The organism is Psychrobacter sp. 4Dc (genome assembly GCF_002836715.1).
Classification (GTDB): Bacteria; Pseudomonadota; Gammaproteobacteria; order Pseudomonadales; family Moraxellaceae; genus Psychrobacter.
The window spans coordinates 42,696-64,271 of record NZ_PJAT01000065.1 but is presented as its reverse complement, the minus strand read 5'-3'; the positions used below and the strand labels follow the sequence as shown (position 1 = coordinate 64,271).

The following is a 21,576-nucleotide window of genomic DNA, read 5'->3' as shown; positions in this document are numbered from 1 at the left end:
TCGTCTTATGGTTATTATTATTTGACATCTTTATCATCAAGTACATTTGCATCTGCTTGATCTTCAGCACGACCTTCATTACTGATTTCATCATCGTCTTCGGCGATAAACTCAGGTACAGGATTTGGATTTACGTTACCTGGCGCTGGTGCATCTGGAGACTGGTCATAGTAAGACTGCTGTTGCCATGCAGGTGGATGGTCCACATCGATACCTAAGCTTGAAATCGCGTCTTTAACCAAACGCATCTCAACTTCGCCTTCATCGGCTAGGCGTTTAAGCGTAGCCACAACGATATGCGCAGCATCAACGTTGAAGAAACTACGTAGGTTTTCGCGCGTATCAGAACGGCCATAACCATCGGTACCCAGAGTCGTGTAAGGACGATTGTCTGGTAACCAAGCACGGATTTGCTCTGAATAGTTACGCATATAATCTGTCGCTGCCACTACGATACCTTCGTGCGGTGCTAGTTGCTCAGTAACCCAAGGCACTTTCTCTTCATCCATTGGATGTAGACGGTTGTAATCGTCACAAACCATACCATCACGAGTCAACTCATTAAAGCTGGTTACACTCCAAACGTTAGACGTAATATTGAACTCGTCTTTTAGTATCTGTGATGCCTTCTGTACTTCACGCAAGATAACGCCAGAACCTAATAGCTGTACTTGTGTTGAACCATTGTCCTCTAACAAGTACATACCACGTTTGATACCTTCCTCGGCACCTTCTGGCATAGCAGGTTGTTCGTAGTTTTCATTCATCAACGTCAAGTAATAGTAAACGCGCTCGCCTTCACCATACATACGGCGTAGACCGTCATGCATGACCACAGCTAGCTCATAACCGAAGCAAGGATCATAGCTGACGCAGTTTGGCACGACATTGAACAGAATCTGTGAATGACCATCTTGATGCTGTAAGCCTTCGCCATTAAGCGTCGTACGACCAGCAGTTGCGCCTAACAAGAAGCCTTGTGCTTGACAATCACCTGCCGCCCAAGCCAAATCACCTACACGTTGGAAGCCAAACATTGAGTAGTAGATGTACATCGGAATCATCGGTAGCGCGTTCACAGAGTAACTGGTTGCCAATGCAATCCAAGTGCTCATTGCGCCTGCTTCGTTGATACCTTCTTCTAACATGTGACCATCGATGGCTTCTTTATAGCCCATCAACGCTTCACTGTCTTCTGGTGTATATTTTTGACCCACAGCTGAGTAGATACCTAACTGACGGAACATACCTTCTAGACCAAACGTACGCGCTTCGTCAGGTACAATTGGTACGACGCGATCTTGGATGTCTTTGTTTTTGAGCATTGCAGATAGCAATCGCACAAATACCATCGTCGTAGATTGCTCTTTACCATTGCTGCCTTTTAATACCCGATCGAACATTGATAATTCAGGGATATTCAGTGGAATATGACCACTGCGACGGTTAGGCAAATGACCACCCAACGCTTCACGACGACCTTTGAGATACTTCATCTCCGCTGAACCTTCTTCAGGGCGGTAGAATGGTAGGGTCTCTAACTGTGCGTCAGTAAATGGTAAATCAAAACGATCACGGAAATACATCAAGGCTTCTTGATCAAGCTTTTTCACCTGATGCGATTTGTTGACTGCTTGCGTTTGGGCAGATAGACCATAACCTTTAACGGTTTTAACCAAAATAACCGTCGGTTGGCCTTTGGTTTTCATTGCTTCACTAAATGCGGCATAAACTTTAACTGGATCATGGCCACCACGGTTTAAGCGCGAGATCTCTTCGTCAGTCAAGGCATCTGCCATCTCTTCTAGCTCTGGATATTTACCAAAGAACTCTTTGCGAGTAAATTCGGGCGTACGAGCTTCATATAGCTGATACTCACCATCCACCACTTCTTCCATACGTTGCTTGAGGACACCCGTATGATCTTTACCAAGTAATGAATCCCAGTTGCCACCCCAAATGACTTTGATGACTCGCCAGCCTGCGCCGCGGAATACTGACTCTAGCTCTTGAATGATTTTGCCGTTACCACGGACTGGACCATCAAGACGCTGCAAGTTACAGTTAACTACCCATATTAGGTTGTCCAGCTTCTCACGACCAGCAAGAGAAATGGCACCTAGGCTTTCTGGCTCATCCGTTTCACCATCACCTAAGAATGTCCAAATCTTACGACCTTCTTTTTCTAGCAACCCACGATTTTCCATATAGCGATGTACATGGGCGTGATAGATAGACATGATTGGGCCAAGTCCCATCGATACCGTTGGGAACTGCCAGTAATCCGGCATTAGATATGGATGCGGATAGCTTGATAGACCTTTACCACCTACTTCACGACGGAAATTATCAAGCTGATCTTCGGTCAAACGACCTTCTAGATAAGAGCGTGCATAGATACCTGGTGCTGAGTGACCTTGATAATAGATCATGTCACCACCGAAGTGATCGCTAGCGGCGCGGAAGAAATGGTTAAAACCCGTTTCATAAAGTGTCGCACTAGAGGCGAATGTCGCTAAGTGACCACCTAGATCATCGTCGTTTTTATTGGCACGCATGACCATGGCAAGTGCGTTGTAACGAATTAGCGCACGTATCTTACGCTCCATGCCTAGATCGCCTGGGTACATTGGCTCGTCTTCAACAGCGATACTATTGACGTACGCAGTGTCTAGTCTGTTGAACGGCAGTCCTTCTTGAACTGCCATATTGTATAAGGCTTTTAGGAGGAACTGAGCACGGTCCTTGTCTGCGTGTTTAACCACAGACTCAAAGGCTGCCAGCCATTCCTGAGTTTCGGTGCTATCAGCATCCTTATAATAATTCATTCTTGTTAGTCCTTTTATATCAGTCACGCCTGTCTATCAGGCAGAGCTTTGTTAAATAATATGTGATGAGGTATTGGTTTACTTGCCACGTCCCTGCTACGTCCAAGCATTCCATTGTTTTGTGCGATGATATACAGCTTGATTATAAAAATAGTATTACTCATATCGGCAAATGCATCAAATAAACACACCTGCCAAACCGTCATAATGCTACGACTATTCTATTCAAACGTTAATTACTATGACATTCCATTATAAGCGTTTACGCGCTAGTTGTTTATGGCTGTAGAGAAATGATGAAATAACAAGTATTTTTTAAATAAATAACGATTAGTTGTTAGGTAAATAAGTAATGACTTATTACACTCTAAGTACATTGACATAACTACTCGTCGTACCATTCAACCTTCTATCATTTTTAGTAAGCTTTTTTGGCTTTTTTTAGTTATATTTAGATAAATACAGTTACCAATTTTTACTTTTTTCGTGTAGTAAATTAAGAATGTAAATAATTGACTTGAGGCCTTGAGATGAACAGTCATAAGTATTTATTTTTAGAAAAATATTCTAAAGTAGGTAGTATTGTAGGCATTTTTACGTTTGCGTTCTTAATTATTGGGCTGATTACAGATGACGCCCATGCTAACTTTGCAACAACTGAAAGCTCTACAGTAGCAGCATGTCCTGCAAATCATAAAATGTACTATGTTGGTGCAAATCCCCCTTCATCTAGTACACCTGCTCCTAATGCAAATGTTCCCGTAGTATACTTACCGCTTAGTTGGACATCTGGAAGCGAATCAAAAGCTTTTACATTTATAGAGGCTTCAGGTAATAAGGTTTTTAATATAGTATTTTCAGAAATACTTGATCTGAACAGCGATAACCGACCTAAACCGCCTTTTTATGACTCTTTTGACGGTGTAACATCATCAGCAATTAATTTATCTCATAACTCTACGACAGCCAAAAAAAACCATGTTTTGAAAGTTGATTTGAATCGTTCGGCTAGTAAAATTGGCTATAAAATTCAGGATGTAGACTCTACCACTACACGTTCTGGTGTTCCTTACATAGAAGAGGTTGACGTTAGTGCAAACAATGGGCAATTGACGTATAACATTGGATTTCAAACTATCAACCCTGAAAAGAACAAAGTAACAGGAATTTCAGGCGTTAACTGTGCAGTTGGAGCATGTACTATTGATGCTTCTTGGAATTATAGCAGCGCTAATACTCCTCTACAGCTAGCACATAACAACTTTTTCAGTAACACTGCTGGCACCCATACTGTGGGCTACTCAGACTTCTACTTCTGTCTTGCACCACCCAAGCTGATCGTAAAAAAAGCGTTGAATGGCACACGTTTCGGCACTGATGATGAATTCGAGATTAGTACAAGAGTCGATGAAAACTTAACTCTATTGAATCAATTTACTACTACTGGAGACGGATCGACGCTTGGAAACAGCAGCAGTAGTGTACAAAACCTTAAAGAAAATACGACCTACACCATATCTGAGCGCGTAACAAATGGTGGTAGTATTAATAACTATAATGCTACTTATAATTGTCTCAACTCATCGACGGGCAGTAACTCTACTACGCTTATTGGCTCTGGTAGCTCTTTTAAACTATCCGGTTTGAACTATGGTGATGAGATCACCTGCACGATTACGAATACACCCAAATCTTATACCTTCACTGGCTTCGTATTCAATGATAATGGTGGAATTACTGCTAGTGATAGTACCAAACAAAATATTTCTACAACTTTTACTAGTAATGCAAACTATTTCAACGGCATCTTTGATAGCAGCGGTAGCAACAAAGAGTCAGGCATTGGCGCCAGCGGTCTCCAAGTACGCCTAACAAACTGCGGCCCTAATGGTGGTACGGACATTTCAGGTACTTCTGCACAAAACATATCAGCGTCAGCTTCTCCAGGCCTACTGTTAGGTCAATACAGATTCACAGTACCTGCAAGTGTGATAGCAATATTATCCCCTCAAAAAGTTTGTGTAATGCAAGTAGAACCAGGCTCATGGAAAGACAGTACTAATGTTAGTGATTATAGCGTCGATACTACGCCAAATACTCGTGAAGTCGCTTTGGTAGCCAATACCTTTGACTATAAGACTGAAAGTAATGGTTCACGTGATTTAGACTTTGGTGAGGTTCAGGCGAATAACGCCTCTTTAGTACTTGTTAAATCGCAATATGTTCATAATTGTAATATCAATACAAACTTTAACGGTACTACTGGTACACCTTCTCAAACCCCTGTATTTAGTATTGCAGAAATAAAAGATATAGAACCCGGAAAGTGTATTGCTTATAGAATTGAAGCTTATAATCGAGGTCATGTTGATTTGAAAGATATTCAAATCAACGATCAATTACAGGTAAAGTCGCAAACCAACTTGGTAACCTCTGTTTTCGCTTTGCCAGTTCCTAAAGGAGATCCTACTTCTCTCTATACTGGCACAACTCTACCGACAGGTACTATTACCTCTGAGCTGTTTAACTTAAACAAACCTACTGGATCAACTCCTACCAAAGCCACGCTATATTTTAATACTAAATATGGCACGACTATGGACACTCAGTAGCTATTATTTCTTGCAACTTTAAAATATTACTGATTTTTTTCTAACCCAAAAAGGCCCTGTCTACCCAGACAGGGCCTTTTACCGTTTAGCTACCTCGAATTACCATTTGTCATTTTTATAGTGAATCTTTGTATCGTTTACGTGACAATAGCTCAATGGGAAATATAGGCATTTTACAGACAGCAATGATATTAAATTGTAGACAGCTTTACTATGACCCAAACCATTAGTATCCCAATGATAGCAACGGTATAAGAAAGGATTTTATATGAAACGTTTTAAGCTTTTACGCAATGTTCTGCTAGCTACTGTAGCCTCCAGTTGTCTACTAAATGTAGCCCATGCTGATGATGCTCTAAAAATGGAACTTACGGCTAATCAAGTCGTAAAGAATGCGGAAGGTAAAACAGTCTATACGGCAGTACGTACTGCACCAGCAGGTACTGTGATTCAGTATAAAGCGAATTATACCAATACTATCAATAAAGATATTAATGATTTGATGGTGACGTTACCTATCCCTGCCAACATGACATTTACTGGTGATGCGATGCCTGCAAGCGCACAAGCTAGCACTGATGGTAAGAACTATGCTGATATGCCTTTGATGAGAAAGGTCGATGGCAAGATGGTCAAGATTCCATACTCTGAATACCGCACTCTGCGTTGGAATATTAAGTTATTGCCAGCTAAAAAGTCAGCTGCCGTTGCTCTCAATACCACCGTTAATTAGTTCAATAGATATTAAACCTTTACTCTTTTAACGTTTCAATTTTTAGTCTTAATTCTGGAGCATTACATGAAATCAAATACTTTTAATTATAGTTTGCTTGCTATTGGTGTTGCCGCAGTCATGGGGCTATCTACTGTGGCTAATGCTGCTCCATCTTTAACCCCTACACCAACAGAGAGTGGTAACGCTGGAACCAACTCTAAAACCATAACAAACGTTGCAACTGCGAGCTATAGCGTAGGTGGTCTAACGCAGACTCCTGTAAGCTCCAACCCTGTCACTGTCAGCATTAACGAAGTTATTTCATTTTCTTTAACGGCAAATAACGTGGATGCCCTTCAAAACGATGAAAAAAATGTAGGTTCAACGGTCGTGCCCGAAGGCTTTGTAACGTTTTTACATACTGTAAAAAATACTGGTAATCTGGATGATACCTACACATATAACCTAACTGATTTATCAGGTGGTAAGTATAACTTAGCTGGATCTAATGCCACTATCATCATCAAGAATGAGAATGGGGTACAACAAAGTTCATCTACTGTTAATGGAGTTACTACTGGCAGCATTTCATTACCAGCAGGTTATTCAGCAGAAATCAATATTAGTGCTAAGTCTAAAGGTAATCAAGGTGGTAGTACTCAAAGCCTACAGCTAAGTGTTCAAAGTGCCAAAATTGCAGCAATTTCAACACCAGCTAATGGTGCAAAATCAACTGTGACTAATACTGATGAATCCTCAACTATCTTACCTATCTTTAGCATAGCTAAAACTATTACTTCAGGTACTTTCGATGTTACCAACTCTAATGCTGAAGTGACCTACCAAGTAGTAGTAAAGAACGTTGACGTTACAAATGGCTATTCTGCAGATGCAACTAATGTCAAGATTGAAGACTTTCTACCTACAGGCTTAATTATGTCTGCGCCATTGGCAAGTACTAACATTGTAGCTACTGGTAGCGCTACCATCAGTGTCGGTACTATTAGTACTCCTACTACTAATAAAGGATTTTCGTTTACTGCCACTAGTATTCCAAAAGGCGGAACAGTGACTATCACATTTAAGGCGAAAAAAGCTCAAGGCGAGGCGTTGGCGCAAAATGCTCTTAACCATATCACCGTTACTGACGATTTGGATGATAATGCAAATACTTCTAACACCTTAATAGATAGTACTGATACCACTAAACAAGCTAATATCAACTTCTATCCTACAGGCGATGATCAAAATATTACTGATGGTAGTGCAGTCGCTGATGGCACCAACGGTAATGACTCTACTCAGCCATTAAACTCTACTCAGCGTGTATTAACATTAGCAAATCCCCAAGTTATTCAAATTCCTACGGTTACTAATGGTACGACGCAAGCCAATCACTCGGTTAGTGTGACTAATGGTGGTCGTGACACTGAATCGAATCTTACTTTTACCCTCGCTAAGAGCAATACAGCAGATACTGTCAACGTAAGTAATGTACAGATTGGTGGTACTGGTACGGTGTTAACGCCCAATACTGATGGTGTCTATACTATTCCAGGCACGCTTGCCCCTACAGCTAGCATCAACATCACTTATGTAGTTACATCAACCAATGCAAAAGTTGGTCAGGATGAAAAAACTACTGTCACTTTAGTTCCTAGTGCTACGCCAGGTAATATACCAACCGTTGCACCTATTACTGATCAAACACTGATTCGCGGTATCAAACTCGATAAGAAACAAGTATTAGATGTCAAATGCAATGGTTCCTATACTGGTACGTTTGATATCAAATCTTTAACTGCTAGCGCTGGTGAATGTGTAGTTTATAACATTGAGGCAATAAACACATTCGATAGTAACGTACTTGGGTTTAGAGACATCACTGGTATAGTAATTTCAGATGACCTTATTAAAAATGGCATTTCGACAAATGCTGATTATAGTCCAGGTACTGTAAATAACAAGAATACCTCTGGTACAGCTACTACAGGGATAGTTGCAGCGCCGACAACTACTAATAATTTAGTAGTATCAAATAATGTTGGTACTTTATCACCACAGGCAAAAGCAAACTTACAATTCGCTGTTAAAATTAAGCAAAACTAAATAGTAATGATTTTTTCAAACCTCCATGTGAGTGGCAATAGCTGCTTATAGTTATACCCTCTAGCTTGAATTGTGCACATATTATTCAAGCTAGAGACTTATTACCCCCTTCGTGTTTTATTGGATAAGCGACCTATTATGACATCTACTGTAATCAATACGTCTAAAAGCATCACATTGTGTACAACGAAGATCTCTGCGCTGTCATTTGCAATGTTGCTTATGCAATCAAATACCGCGTCTGCTGCAACTGATTCATTGGTCCAGCTGATCAATAATACTGCTCAGGCCAGCTATAACGTTGACAGTGATACCAGTACGACTATCAGTACTGACTCAAACCAAGTACAAGTAAAAGCCTCTGCCTTACCTGAATATGGTATCAGTTTGACTCAGCATGCTCTACGCACAGTCATGCCTAATACAGAGGTAAGTTGGGTCAACGTATTAAGCAACACTAGTTATAGTAATCAGACTGTTGAGCTAAGGCTAAGTGGTATATCACCAACTCTATCTAATTTGAAGGTCTATCAAGATCTGAATAAAAACGGCATCGTCGACAGCACCGATAGACAGCTTATTTTTGATAACATGAGTGCTCAGATTAAGCTCGGTCAGAGTGAAAGCATTCAGTTTATCGTACAAGCTCTATCAGATGCTAATGGTAAAGATGGTGATACTACTGACATCAAGATCGGTGCAGTTGTCGTAGAAGATAAGTCAGTAACAGCAGCAAGCGATAACACTACCAACAGCTTGGTCATCGTTGAATCTGGCATCAAATTCACCACTCCTAAGTTTGATGAGAATAAAACCACTTCACAAATCGATGAAAACGTCTATATCGATGCCAGCTATGTACAATGTAATATTAACTCTAATGACCGCGACGAAGTATGGCTCACTATTAAGTCAGCTAACCCGCCCGTTGGTAGTGGTGATAGCTATACCCTGAAGGCTATTGAAACGGGAAACAATACTGGTAAGTATCGTATAGATGCCCCTACACAGAACAATGCTAATGCTATTAACGACAGTATCATCCAAACCTTAAAAGGTGACATCTTAACTGCTACGCTAGATGCCTGCGTTGAACCTAGCGCTGACCCCATTCTCATTGATATCAGCAGCAGTATTGCTATCGTCGATGACACTCCTTCTTTAAGCGTCACCAAAGAAAGCGATGTCAAAACTGCAGAGCTTGGTGATTATGTCAGCTATACCATCGATATTACCAATAACGGCAAATCGACTGCTTATGATGTACAACTAAAAGACGCTTTACCGCGTGGTTTTGACTACGTTGAGAACAGTATAAGTGTTAGTCCAAAGATTGATATTGATATCAACCAAGCGCAGACTACCGAGTTTAAAGCTGATGGTAAATATCAGGTATTGAACTTAGGAAACATGGCAGTTAACGAAAGTAAAAAAGTTACTTATCGTGTGCTCATCGGTGCGTCATCGCTAGGCGGCGATGGTATTAACCGCGCTACCGCAGTTGCTAGAAATGACCAAGGTCAAAGCGTAGGCTCAAGAGAAGCGCAGTGGAAGATTGATGTTGAGCGCGGCGTTATGAATACTGATGGTATTATCGTCGGTAAGGTCTATCATGATATCAATCGCGATGGTATTCAGCAAAAAGAAGACGGCGAGCTTGGTGTCGCTGGTGTACGTATCTACATGGAGAACGGCAACTTCATTGTAACTGACCCTGAAGGTAAATATAACTTCTATGGTATCAGTGCCAAAACACACGTACTAAAGGTCGATCGTACCACTATCCCTAGAGAGACTGAACTGGTTACCCAAAGCAATCGCAATGCTGGTGATGCCGGTAGTCGTTTTGTTGATTTGAAATACGGTGAGCTACATCGTGCAGATTTTGCTATCGTTGGCGGCATGGGCGATAGTACTGAGCGCTTAAATGCAGAGCTTATCGCTCGTAGCAAGTCAGTAGGTGCTAAGAATGATACGCTTGAACAAGCGGTTAAATCTGAGCTGACTTTGGAGCCTGACTATAGTAACAACACGACTGATAATGTAAATGCTAGCGGCTGTAATATCAATGGCGACCTAGACCTTGGTAATAATTGTGACTCTGCTATTGTCAACGATATGATTGGGGATGCGACCGATCGTGTAGACATGGCCGTGACAACGGTTGCACCTCCAGTAGAAAAAGAGCTCGAAGAATACTTAAAAGAAGTGGCTAATAACGATGTTACCTTCATTAACTTAAATGAAGGTCAGCAGCTTAGCACTTATAAACAAATGGTCCAAGTTCAGGCACCACTAGGCAGCAGCTTTACCCTTTATGCTAATGGCAAAGCCGTATCAGAGCAGCAAATCGGTAAAACTGCTGAGCAGAAAAAGCAGAGTGTTGTAGCTTTCGATTACTATGCTGTTGATTTGAAGCGCGGCAAGAACACCTTGCGCGGTGTGGCAACTGACGTCAATGGCAAAGTCATCTCTGAACAGACGATCAACGTCTTGACGCCAGATAGCTTGCAAGCGATTGACTATCGTACTCAAGATAGCTTAGTCCCAGCCGATGGCATGAGTGAATATCAAATCGTCATCAGCCTAAAGGATCGTGATGGTCGTCCTTATGTCGCTTCTACGCCGATTACTATCGATACCAATATCGGTCGTATCAACCTGAAAGACGGTAGTAAAGAAGCGGCAGGCACCCAGATTACCGTCAATGGTGGTGAGCTACTGATACCCGTCACCGCGCCAAGCGTACCGGGTAAAGGCGAGCTGGTCATCGATACCGGTAGCAGAAAACAAGTGATTCCGCTACAGTTTACCGCGCAGCTACGTCCGCTGATCGCGGTCGGTATTGTCGAAGGTGCGATCTCGCTTAAAGACTTTGATGGCGGTCAAATCACTGACGCTCAAGGCGCTTTTGAAGAAGAGCTTCATGAGATATCAGGTAATGACGATTATGCCGCTTCAGGCCGCGCCGCTATGTTCCTAAAAGGAAAAATACGCGGCGACTATCTGCTAACGCTTGCTTATGATAGTGATAAAAAAGGCGAGCGTTTGTTCCGTGATATCGATCCTGGCGAATACTATCCTGTCTATGGCGACTCATCAGCTAAAGGCTTCGATGCGCAGTCTACTAGCAAGCTTTACGTGCGCCTTGATAAAGGTCGTTCGTTCGCTATGTATGGTGATTTGAAAACTCAAATTGATGATGACGAAGGCATAAAGCTTGGTCAATACAACCGTACATTAACTGGTCTAAAAGCTCAATTTGAAGATAGCAATACTCGCGTTACTGCCTTTTTAGCAGAGACCAGTACTAGCCAACGTGTAAATGAGACTCGTGGTTTGGGCATTTCAGGCCCATATCCATTGGCTGAGAACTTCGATGCGGTATTAGAAAACTCTGAAACGGTTGAAGTTATTACTCGTGATGCCAACAACCCTGGGTTGATTATCAATCGTGAGACGCTTACTCGCTTTGCTGATTATGAGATCGACCCTATCAGCCGTAGCTTATTCTTGACGGCACCAATTGCTAGTCAGGATATCGAAGGCAATCCTATCTATATCCGTGTCACTGTAGAAGTTGATGAGGGTGGTGAAGATTATTTGGTTGGTGGTATTGCCGCGAAACAGCAACTGACGGATAAAGTCGCCATCGGTGGTAGCTATGTGAATAGCGATGACCCATTGAACAAAGAAGAGTTGGCTAGTGTTAATAGTGTTGTTAAATTCAATGATAAGCTAAAGCTGGTCGCTGAATATGCGATGAACAAAGCTGAAAACCCAAATTTTCAGTCAAGTAATCAAATCAACGCGACAGAACTGACTGATAGTGATGTTGAAGGTAACGCACTACGTATTGAGCTTGATTTTGATAATAAGAAAAATACACGAGCTAAAGCTTATTATAATGATGCTGATGAAGGTTTTGTCACTGGTGCATCACCGCTTACGGCTGGACGTACTGAGTCTGGTGTAGAGGTTACTCATACTTTAAATGATAAGAAAACTGCTCTTAAGTTAGAAGGCATACGCACAGAAGAGCATACTACTGACGCTAGCCGCGAAGGCGTGCAAGCAAGCGTTGAGCATCGTTTAAGCGAAAACATCGTTGGTGAAATTGGGGTTCGTTATTATAAACAAGACGCGACTGCTGCCTCACGTAATACTCAAGCGGCGACAGACGTTGTAGATATTACAGACGACACTCTGTTTAATGATGACATCATCAATCAGTCAGCGTTAAGCAGCGTTAGTAACGCTGAAGAAGATATTGAAGGTACGACTGTTCGTGCTCGTATTACCTCTCGTCTACCTAAGTTGAATGATAGCTTGGTATTTGCAGAATATGAGCAAGATATCGAAAATAGCTCACGTAATGCAACTTCTATCGGCGGTGAGACAGCACTTGGGGACTTGGGTCGTCTATACGCTCGTCATGATTTGATCAACAGCCTATCTGGTACTTATGGTCTTGATGATACAGATGAGCGTCAACGTACCACTGTTGGTTTTGACGCGACTTACATGAAAGATGGTAAGGTTTATAGCGAATACCGCATGCGCGATGCCATTAGTGCACGTGAGGCAGAAGCAGCCATTGGTCTAAAAAATAAGTGGTATGTTCAAGAAGGTCTAACTTTAAACACTCTATTTGAGCGTGTTGAATCTCTGGAAGGTGAAGAAAGTAACACTGCAACAGCGGCAGGTATCGGTGTTGAGTATCTTGCCAAAGAGAACTATAAGGCATCGGGACGTTTTGAAAAACGTTGGGGCGAAACAAGTGATACGCTACTTGGTAGCGCTGGTATCGCCTATCGCTATACCGATGAGGTTACCTTCTTAGCCAAAGACATCTATTCACGCACTGACTATAGTGATGGCGATCGCACTATCAATCGTTTTCAGCTAGGTGCTGCGTATCGTGACTACGATAGCAATCAGTTAGATATGCTTGCAAAATTCGAATATCGTTTGGATGATAATAATACTGGCGATGACGCTTACCAAAAAGACACCATGGTTTGGTCATGGAATGGTAATTACCATCCTACGCGTCCGTTGACGTTGTCTGGACGTTATGCTGGTAAGTATACAGAATACGAAGCAGATAGCTTAACCAGCGATAACACGGCTCATGCTGTTTATGGCCGCGGTCTTTATGATATCAGTGAGCGTTGGGATATTGGTTTACAAGCAGGTACTTACTGGAATAATCAGGCAAATGACTTGGCTTATATGCTTGGTGCAGAAGTGGGTTATAGCCCAATGACCAACCTTTGGTTATCACTTGGTTATAACTTCATGGGCTTTGAAGATGAAGATATTGCTTATGATGACAGTACTCAGCAAGGTGCTTACTTTAGATTGCGCTTTAAATTTGATGAAGATTTATTCAAACGTGAAGACCCACGTAAGAACCAACGTCTAAGCAGCAATTCTGCATTTTAATTGTTTGATACTAATGATACTGTCGTAAGTACATCTTTAAGACAGTATCATGATTGTCTTATGATGAATTATTTTGTCATTCAATAAACAATTAAGTCAGCCCTAGTAATGGTAAATAATACCAACGTTTATTACCTTAACATAAGGTTTACACCATGTTTGATTCATCCATCAATGCAGCACCTTTCAAGCGCTCAATATGCGTTACACTATCAGCTTTATTTTCGTTGACCTTTATGCAGCCAGCTTTAGCTAAGAGTGAGACTGTCCAAGTGGCTCACTCAACTAGCATGGGTGAATATTGCCGCGATGATAGTCAGACTCAAACACGCTCTTATAGATATCAAAGCGAACAGCAGCGCCTGTTAAATTGTATGGTAACGCAGTTAAAACCTTATCAACAAAAAGACAAGACAGTAGCTCAACAGTATTTCGCATATAAAGCGCAAGCGTGGTTGAACTATGCTATTCATCAAAACAGTATGAATAGCCGCTCATCTGCTGGTCAAGTTGCGTTAGAAATGGCAGAGCCTATATTGCAAGCGCTAGATAATGACACGGTACAAGACTTGGGCTTGCATCAAGATATTCCGTCTACCTCTGCTCTAATGCGTCCTGATCTATGGGCAACTTTAAGCGCACTTAAAGACGGCGATGGCATAGCGTCAGCACCACGTGAGATGGCTTTTAGTGAAGTGGCTTTGATTTGGGCAGCAACCAATCAATGCGCACGAGGCTGGCGCGAATCTGGCATGCATTTTCGCATGGCTGATCGCTGGCTTGAGCAGGCCCGCGAAGCTTACGTCAATGCCAATGACTCACAGACCAATGTAGCACTAGAGAAGTCAATAGTCAGTTATCATAAGCAGTACTCGCCTTTAGACGCGAGCGATGATACTTGCCGTGGACAAGATTTGACATCTAACCGTTAAAATAGTCGCTGTTTTATTGGAGATATTAATCTTTATTACTTCCAATCCTATACTAAAAATTAAACATAAAAAAGCCGACATATTTGTCGGCTTTTTTATGTTTAAAGTAAGCTCAATTATCGGTTTTTACGTGGCAACTTTTCTGGTAGGTAACAACGTAAATAAGCAATAAATGCTGTATTTGCTTCTTGGATATACTCTTCAGTGATACCCTGATGACGGCGATAAGACAACGTAAAGATAGCATTTACGATGCTATAAGCAATCAACAAGGTATCTTGGATATCATGAAAGTTTGGCATCTCATAACGCTCTGACAAACGCTTATAGACCAGATCAACAATTTGATGATCCATATCTTCACCAAAGCTGTCACCTTCAAAATCAGGTGTATTGGTGTCATATATAAGCTTGGCTTTTGTCTCATCGTTATGGAATATCGTAATACAACGATCGATAAGTGCCGTTAGATACCCTTGCCATCTGTCATAGTTGCCAATATCGACCGTCTCTACCATCTCTAATATTTCAATCGCATTCAAAAAACGCAATGCTAAAAATATTGCTTCAATATTAGGGAAAAAATGGTAAGCAGACGCTCTTGGTATGCCCGCTTCTTCACACACAGCTGCTAACGTAATATCGTTAATAGCATGCGTTTCGCTCAATTTTTTGGCACCAGCCAATAGTTTTTGACGACGTGCACGGCCTTGCTGGCTAGTAAACTTAAACTTATTAGGTACAAGCTTCTTTGCCAATTCCGAATCTACCAACACATCTTCAATCTTTTCGTCTTTGTTATCACTCATTGTGAATCTCTTAATGTTGCGCCCTATTTTATAAATATAATCTTCATTGAATAGTATTTATCCTCAGATAAAGGATGGTTGACTGTTGGCTAAAATACAAAGCCTATATGGTCACTACTATGTTCAATGTAGAGGCATCATAAACGCTTGCACATTATCAAGCAAGGGACATGAATAGGTTGAAAAATAATACTACGATCAGCAATTTAATAGAGCTAACCGTCTAATTTTATAAAGTTAATCTTTGAGTTTTATTTTCGCCCTTATAATACCATGATCAGTGACTCTATCGGCATAGTCCCACTTCAAATGATCATTAAAATAATCAACTCGTTCGACATAACCGAGCGAAAATTTACTATCGGGCAAAAACTCTTCTGAGACAAATAACTGGTCGATAACTTCTGGCATACCTTGATATATATGGGTATAGGCAACATCCTTCATCCAGCCATATCGTGCTTGAATACGAGCAGCATCAAAAAGTGCAACATCACGCATACTTTTATCGTAATTGACTTCCCCAGTTTCTGTCATCAACTGAGTAGTCACGCTACCTGTGACATCATTCATATCACCCAATAGAATCAATGGTTCACGGGTATGTTGCAATCGCTCTATGATAGACATACGGATAGAGGCCGCTTCTGCCGCGCGCATACATAAACTACGAAGCTTAGCGCGAACTCGAATATTTGGATCGTCCATGTCTTCTAATAGGTCACCATTTTCATCACGTAAGAAAAAAGCACGTTTGCTTTTTAGATGCGCTGTAATAATTGTAATGGGCTGCCCGTACGCGTCAACACGTAGCACTAATGGAGGACGGTTGAAGCGTTGATAAGGACCGATATCAGGTACATCAATAATGGCTTTTGGTGCTATATCTTTTAGCAAACTGGTTTCTAACTGCTCAAATCGGCTGATAATACCGACAGCAGGTGTATTCTGTGCACCCATGCCTTTGGTGTATATACTGGCGCTATCATTACTAGCAAGTGGAATGACCGCATGCTCGGGCTTGAAACCTAGTGAAACAGCCAGCGCTTCTAATGCATCACTATCCCAAACCTCTTGTACTGCGATAATGTCAGCATGCGCTTTAGCCAATAAATCTGTAAGACCTCGCAGCTTATGTTCATAGGCTTTATCGTTATAAGCTGGCGCATTTTCATAATAAGTTCGATTAGGGTTCGCAAAGTTCAGCAAGTTTGCCGTTGCGATATAAAACTGTTTATTGCCTTCAGTGTTATTACTCATATATTCCCCATCGTTCTCATTATTATAGTACATAATATTCACGTATGTGTATACGCTGCAAATTTTATGCCTAAAAAAACTCCCAAAGTTAAGCCTTGGAAGTTTTAAAATAACATATATGTAGATAGGTAACTCTATTAATAGAGCCGAGAAAACAATCGAGCTGTATTGTGCAATAAAATAGTAATCTCATATACTAGCCAATTACTAATCCGCACGTTTACTAGGATATCTAACATACAGCTCCATGTACTACCTATCGTTTATTATGATACACGGTGCCATGCATCACGCGATGCTTTACGTGCTTCATTCCATTCCAAACGAGACTCACCTTTTACTTCGTGCCATGAACGCTCTAAATCTGCTTCATGATCCTCAAAACGAGCATCTACTGGATAACGAGCACGGTTCGCATAACCGACTGCATATGCTGGATGCAAGTCACGGTCGAAATCGTATTCTTCTCTATGATAGTCAGCGTTTGCATACTCTGCACGCCAATACGCTTCTTCGTGAGTTGGGTCAATAGCTTCTGCTGCTGCATGACCTGCGCCGCCACCAACAATAGCACCAATAGCACCACCAATTAGCGTACCTAATGGACCTGCCATTGTGCCGATAGCTGCACCTGCCGCTGCACCGCCTACACCGCCGATACCCGTACCTACTGGATGTGAGCCTGGCTCACCGGTAATGATGTCTGCGTTTAAATCTTCTTTTGTCTCTTTTGACATATGTTTTACTTCACTGCGATCGATAGCATCATGGTTACTCATAGTATTGTCCTTAAATTATTTATTATTTATTGAATTATTTATCTGCTAAAAACTAGCGGTCTTACTAAATCCAATTGAAGTATAAAAATTTATAGGTAAGGACAGATAGGCCGATTATGTAAACTGTGTCCATATTACGATTATCTTGCGTTACAGCCTGTATCTTTATCACATTTGTGTACGGCAGCCTCATACTTTGAGTAATTATAAATGTACGATCACAATGAATTTACTAAGTAAATCAATCTTATAACGGCATTAGAGACCTTTTGATAGCTTGTTGCCATTTAGCAAGATGTCGCTCACGAGCATCAGCCGACATACTTGGTTCAAACACGCGATCTACCTGCCATGAAGCTTTCATGGTCGATTCGTCATATAGCCCAGTTTTCAGTCCTGCGAGGAGTGCTGCACCCTTTGCCGTAATCTCTGTATCTCTAGGACGTAATACCGGAACACCTAACAAATCTGCTTGGAACTGCATGAGTAAATCATTATTTGCAGCGCCGCCATCTACTCTCAGCTCAGTCAAAGGATGAGGGCTGTCCTTTTGCATAGCGATAAGCACATCATAGGTTTGATAAGCAACGGCCTCCAATGCAGCGCGTGCAATATGTGCCTTAGTAGTGCCACGGCTCATACCAGTGATGCTAGCGCTGATATCAGAACGCCAATAAGGCGCGCCCAATCCAGTAAAAGCAGGTAATAGAACGACATCTTCGCTACTGTTTACTTGACGGGCTAAGTCTTCGACGTCACTACTCTGCTGAATCATACCCAAATTATCACGCAGCCATTGAACGATAGCCCCTGCCATAAAGACACTGCCCTCTAGGGCATAAGTGACTTCCTTTTTAGGTGGCTGTAGCATGCGTTTGCCTGACTGTACAATTTGATCAAATGACAAATTATCAGGACGAATTGGTGAGGTTTTACGTTGCCACGCGATGGTGGTTAGCAGCTTATGCTCACTCAATTTTGGCTGCTGCCCAATATTCATTAGCATAAAGCAGCCTGTACCATAAGTGTTTTTGGCCATACCTGCATCAAGACAACCTTGTCCAAAGAGCGCTGCTTGCTGATCACCCAATACTGCTTGAATGGGTATTTGCTTTGCAAACAGGCCTTTTTTAGTTTTGCCAAAATCACCGTCGGATGGTAGTACTTTAGGCAATATATGCATAGGTATAGCAAATCGGTCACAGAGTGCCTCTGACCACGCCAGCTTATGGATATCAAATAACAATGTGCGAGAAGCATTGGTCACATCAATGACATGCTCCCCGCCTGTGAGCTTATAAATCAGCCAACTATCAATCGTGCCAACCGCTATCTCCCCTCTGCTGGCTCGTACACTCAGCTTCGGGTTATTTTCGAGTAACCAAGCAATCTTACTGGCACTAAAATATGGGTCTAAACGCAGACCTGTAATACGCTGAACCTCATGTGCCATGTTGACGCTATCAACGCTCGGATGCACAGGGTCATTCATACTATTGCCAGCGCTTTCAGCAGCGAGCGTCTTACAGTAATTTGCGGTACGCCTGTCTTGCCAAATAATGGCGGGAGCCAGTGGCTTACCAGTTTGCTTATCCCACATCACAATCGACTCACGCTGATTGGTAATCGCGATACTGGTAACGTCAGTGGCAAGCAACCCTGCCCGATTAATAACATCATGTGCACAGCTAATCTGAGTTTGCCAGATCTGCTGTGCATCTTGTTCAACGAATCCAGCTCTTGGTGTTTGCAGCGTCGTTGGCTGTTGTACCATTTTGATAGGACGCGCATGATCATCGTACAATATCGCTCGACTCGATGTGGTCCCTTGATCCAACGCTAAAATATACCCTGCCATGACACATCCTCTGCTAATATTGTTTATTCTGTTTGATAGCCATTTAGTGACTATTCATTGACTGATTGACTGATTGACTGATTGACTGATTGACTGATTGACTGATTGACTGATGCTTATTGAGCATTTTCTATTTGTTAATTACTGCCTAAATTTTTCATAATGAGATTAAAAACAAAATCTAACTAAAAATAAATTGCTTGAATTGAAAACGTCTTGTTGGCTATGTTGTTACTTATAAACAGATATTTAAAAATTAAATCAATCCTCTATCATACCGCTACTGGTCGCACAATAGAAAACGGCAAAATACTGAGCATTGACCCGTCACCATTGTGGCTCTACAGTGTACCTCTTATGACGAATGACCGCTTGTTAGCACTTTTAATATAGACGTATTTTTATATTAGAATATGAATGATTTATTTAAGCATCATTCTTTCGCTAGCTAGCAAATAGTCTATAATAGTTCAGCAACTTTATATCCTGAGCAATGAAACCTATCGGTGCTGTTCCTTATTTTATAATACCTTACATTCTAATTAATGGCTTATGTGACTTATGAAATTCATTTTATCAGCGCTACCGACTGCTATGATGACAGTTGCAGTCATGAGCGTGCCTGTCATGACTTACGCAAGCACTGACGCTGACAGTATAGAAGTGTCAGATGATGTTACACCAGTGGCTGTGACACAAATCATAGATGCTAATAGTCTGACTGAGAATGATAAACCAGCTGTCGCGCCTTTTCTTACAGTACCAAACCCTAATAAGGCTAAATCGCAGGCACTGTCTACGCTTGTGGACCCTATTACACATAAAACAGTCGATAACAGCTACGCACTAGACGTCTCAAGCTTTTTGAGCTTAGAGCAAGCGCAAAAGCTGCTGGTACAAGTATCACCTAAAATTGCTGCCAATCAAGCAGCGATTGCTGCCAGCGAATACCAAACTGACGCACTCAGAACCATCGACAATCCGCTCGTATTTGCTCGAGTATCTGCCAGTGCCTATCATTTAGATGAGGATATAGATTTATCTTCTCTCAGAAGCGGTATCGTGAACGAAGTAAACAATGGCGTAGATAACATAGTCCCTCCGACAGCAGACCTACCAGACTTTGGTGAGCTGGTCGGTGAGCGTATTCCCGACTCTTATAACTTCAAGCGCTCAGGCTCTACGTCGGGTGCAGGTCTTGGTGTCGTTTGGCCTATTTATACTGCTGGGCGTACAGACGCATTGACTGGCGCCTCGGATGCACGTACACAAGAAGCGATGGCTGATAGCGTACTGGATAAAAATGAGCTTTATAATACGTTAATTGAGCGTTATTTTAAGGCACAGCTAGCGATTATCGCTGCTTACTTACGAGAAGACGCTTACGATACATTGCAACAGACCGACCATATGGCCGAGCGTCTGTTTGAAGAAGGTTTTATCTCACGTGTCGATAGACTAGAAGCACAGTCAGCGCTTGCGGATGCCAAGAGTGAATCCGTCAATGCCAATAATGACGCGCGCCTAGCTATGATTGCGCTACAGCGTCTACTGCGTACCGACTATCGTATCAAACCAACCACGCCTTTGTTTGTCTCTAGTCGCCCTCTACCAGATGTAAGCTACTTTCAGGACTTGGCACTAAATAACCATCCCGGACTGCAAAAAGTTGCAGCCAAGCGGGCACAGGCTCAGCAGTTACATGCGCTATCAGATACGGGCTACAAGCCTACGGTATTGCTATACGGTTATGGTCAGGTAGAGAAAGATCCAAGCTGGGTCGCTGGTATATCTGCCAGTTGGAAACTATGGGGCGGACTCGATAAAGCCGCATCATTAGCATCCAGTAGTGCCAAAATACGTCAGGCCGACCTCTCTGAGATTGAAGTCAGTGACAATTTATTGCTACTGGTAGAAAAAAACTGGCACGATGTCAATAATGCTCAATCACGCTATCAGGCATTGCAAAGTAATGTTGATTTAGCAGCAGAAGTATTACGACTACGTCGCTTAGGATTACAAGAAGGTGTAAATACCACAGTTGACGTAGTGCAAGCACAAACGCAATCGCTTAAAGCACGTACCGAGCAAGCACAGGCTGCTAATGACTATGTACAGTCACTGGCTGCCCTCATGCAAAGCTGTGGTACGCCACTTGCTTTTAATGCTTATCTCAATGCCGCTGACATTCAACTGCCTACTTTATATACTGAGCAATGATGTAAC

11 protein-coding genes are annotated in these 21,576 nt (G+C 42.0%); 6 read left to right on the top strand and 5 right to left on the bottom strand.

All coding sequences use genetic code 11. The annotated features are described in order from the left end of the window. Positions 1 to 17: 17 nt before the first annotated feature. Positions 18 to 2,828: a pyruvate dehydrogenase (acetyl-transferring), homodimeric type gene (gene aceE / locus CXF61_RS03630; RefSeq protein ID WP_165597181.1), complete on the bottom strand. Its 2,811-nt coding sequence runs from the start codon at positions 2,826 to 2,828 to the stop codon at positions 18 to 20. A gap of 530 nt (positions 2,829 to 3,358) precedes the next feature. Between aceE and CXF61_RS03625 the strand changes: the two genes are divergently transcribed. The 5 genes from CXF61_RS03625 (at position 3,359) to CXF61_RS03605 (ending at position 14,644) form a co-directional block, all read left to right on the top strand. Beyond that, positions 3,359 to 5,440: a hypothetical protein gene (locus CXF61_RS03625; protein WP_165597180.1), complete on the top strand. Its 2,082-nt coding sequence runs from the start codon at positions 3,359 to 3,361 to the stop codon at positions 5,438 to 5,440. Between the two features lie 268 nt (positions 5,441 to 5,708). After that, positions 5,709 to 6,173: a hypothetical protein gene (locus tag CXF61_RS03620; protein WP_165597179.1), complete on the top strand. Its 465-nt coding sequence runs from the start codon at positions 5,709 to 5,711 to the stop codon at positions 6,171 to 6,173. Between the two features lie 66 nt (positions 6,174 to 6,239). After that, positions 6,240 to 8,264, top strand: a complete 2,025-nt coding sequence (locus tag CXF61_RS03615; RefSeq protein WP_165597178.1) for a beta strand repeat-containing protein — start codon at positions 6,240 to 6,242, stop codon at positions 8,262 to 8,264. Positions 8,265 to 8,402: 138 nt separating this feature from the next. Further along, positions 8,403 to 13,712, top strand: a complete 5,310-nt coding sequence (locus CXF61_RS03610) for a DUF11 domain-containing protein (protein WP_165597177.1) — start codon at positions 8,403 to 8,405, stop codon at positions 13,710 to 13,712. A gap of 155 nt (positions 13,713 to 13,867) precedes the next feature. After that, the gene (locus CXF61_RS03605) at positions 13,868 to 14,644 is read left to right on the top strand and encodes a hypothetical protein (protein ID WP_165597176.1); all 777 of its coding nucleotides are present in this window, start codon (positions 13,868 to 13,870) and stop codon (positions 14,642 to 14,644) included. 116 nt (positions 14,645 to 14,760) lie between these two features. On the opposite strand, the gene CXF61_RS03600 is transcribed toward CXF61_RS03605, so the two are convergent. From CXF61_RS03600 to glpK, 4 genes are all read right to left on the bottom strand, one after another. Further along, on the bottom strand, positions 14,761 to 15,453 hold the full coding sequence (locus CXF61_RS03600) for a TetR/AcrR family transcriptional regulator (protein WP_165597175.1): 693 nt from the start codon (positions 15,451 to 15,453) through the stop codon (positions 14,761 to 14,763). Between the two features lie 237 nt (positions 15,454 to 15,690). Next, positions 15,691 to 16,713 carry an endonuclease/exonuclease/phosphatase family protein gene (locus CXF61_RS03595; RefSeq protein WP_165597174.1) on the bottom strand — a complete coding sequence of 341 codons (1,023 nt, stop codon included), beginning with the start codon at positions 16,711 to 16,713 and terminating at the stop codon, positions 15,691 to 15,693. A 266-nt stretch (positions 16,714 to 16,979) separates the two neighbouring features. Further along, positions 16,980 to 17,492, bottom strand: a complete 513-nt coding sequence (locus tag CXF61_RS03590) for a hypothetical protein (RefSeq protein ID WP_165597173.1) — start codon at positions 17,490 to 17,492, stop codon at positions 16,980 to 16,982. A 247-nt stretch (positions 17,493 to 17,739) separates the two neighbouring features. Then, entirely contained in the window at positions 17,740 to 19,350 is a 1,611-nt protein-coding gene (gene glpK / locus CXF61_RS03585) for a glycerol kinase GlpK (RefSeq protein ID WP_165597172.1), read from the bottom strand. 561 nt (positions 19,351 to 19,911) lie between these two features. Here glpK and CXF61_RS03580 point away from each other — a divergent pair. Next, on the top strand, positions 19,912 to 21,570 hold the full coding sequence (locus tag CXF61_RS03580) for a TolC family protein (protein ID WP_165597171.1): 1,659 nt from the start codon (positions 19,912 to 19,914) through the stop codon (positions 21,568 to 21,570). Positions 21,571 to 21,576: the final 6 nt, after the last annotated feature.

Bases quoted from the DNA above. Each gene is read 5' to 3' on its own strand.
- glpK (WP_165597172.1), bottom strand. From the start codon at position 19,350: ATGGCAGGGTATATTTTAGCGTTGGATCAAGGGACCACATCGAGTCGA.
- CXF61_RS03580 (WP_165597171.1), top strand. From the start codon at position 19,912: ATGAAATTCATTTTATCAGCGCTACCGACTGCTATGATGACAGTTGCA.
- CXF61_RS03620 (WP_165597179.1), top strand. From the start codon at position 5,709: ATGAAACGTTTTAAGCTTTTACGCAATGTTCTGCTAGCTACTGTAGCC.
- CXF61_RS03610 (WP_165597177.1), top strand. From the start codon at position 8,403: ATGACATCTACTGTAATCAATACGTCTAAAAGCATCACATTGTGTACA.
- CXF61_RS03600 (WP_165597175.1), bottom strand. From the start codon at position 15,453: ATGAGTGATAACAAAGACGAAAAGATTGAAGATGTGTTGGTAGATTCG.
- CXF61_RS03605 (WP_165597176.1), top strand. From the start codon at position 13,868: ATGTTTGATTCATCCATCAATGCAGCACCTTTCAAGCGCTCAATATGC.
- CXF61_RS03625 (WP_165597180.1), top strand. From the start codon at position 3,359: ATGAACAGTCATAAGTATTTATTTTTAGAAAAATATTCTAAAGTAGGT.
- CXF61_RS03595 (WP_165597174.1), bottom strand. From the start codon at position 16,713: ATGAGTAATAACACTGAAGGCAATAAACAGTTTTATATCGCAACGGCA.
- aceE (WP_165597181.1), bottom strand. From the start codon at position 2,828: ATGAATTATTATAAGGATGCTGATAGCACCGAAACTCAGGAATGGCTG.
- CXF61_RS03590 (WP_165597173.1), bottom strand. From the start codon at position 17,492: ATGAGTAACCATGATGCTATCGATCGCAGTGAAGTAAAACATATGTCA.
- CXF61_RS03615 (WP_165597178.1), top strand. From the start codon at position 6,240: ATGAAATCAAATACTTTTAATTATAGTTTGCTTGCTATTGGTGTTGCC.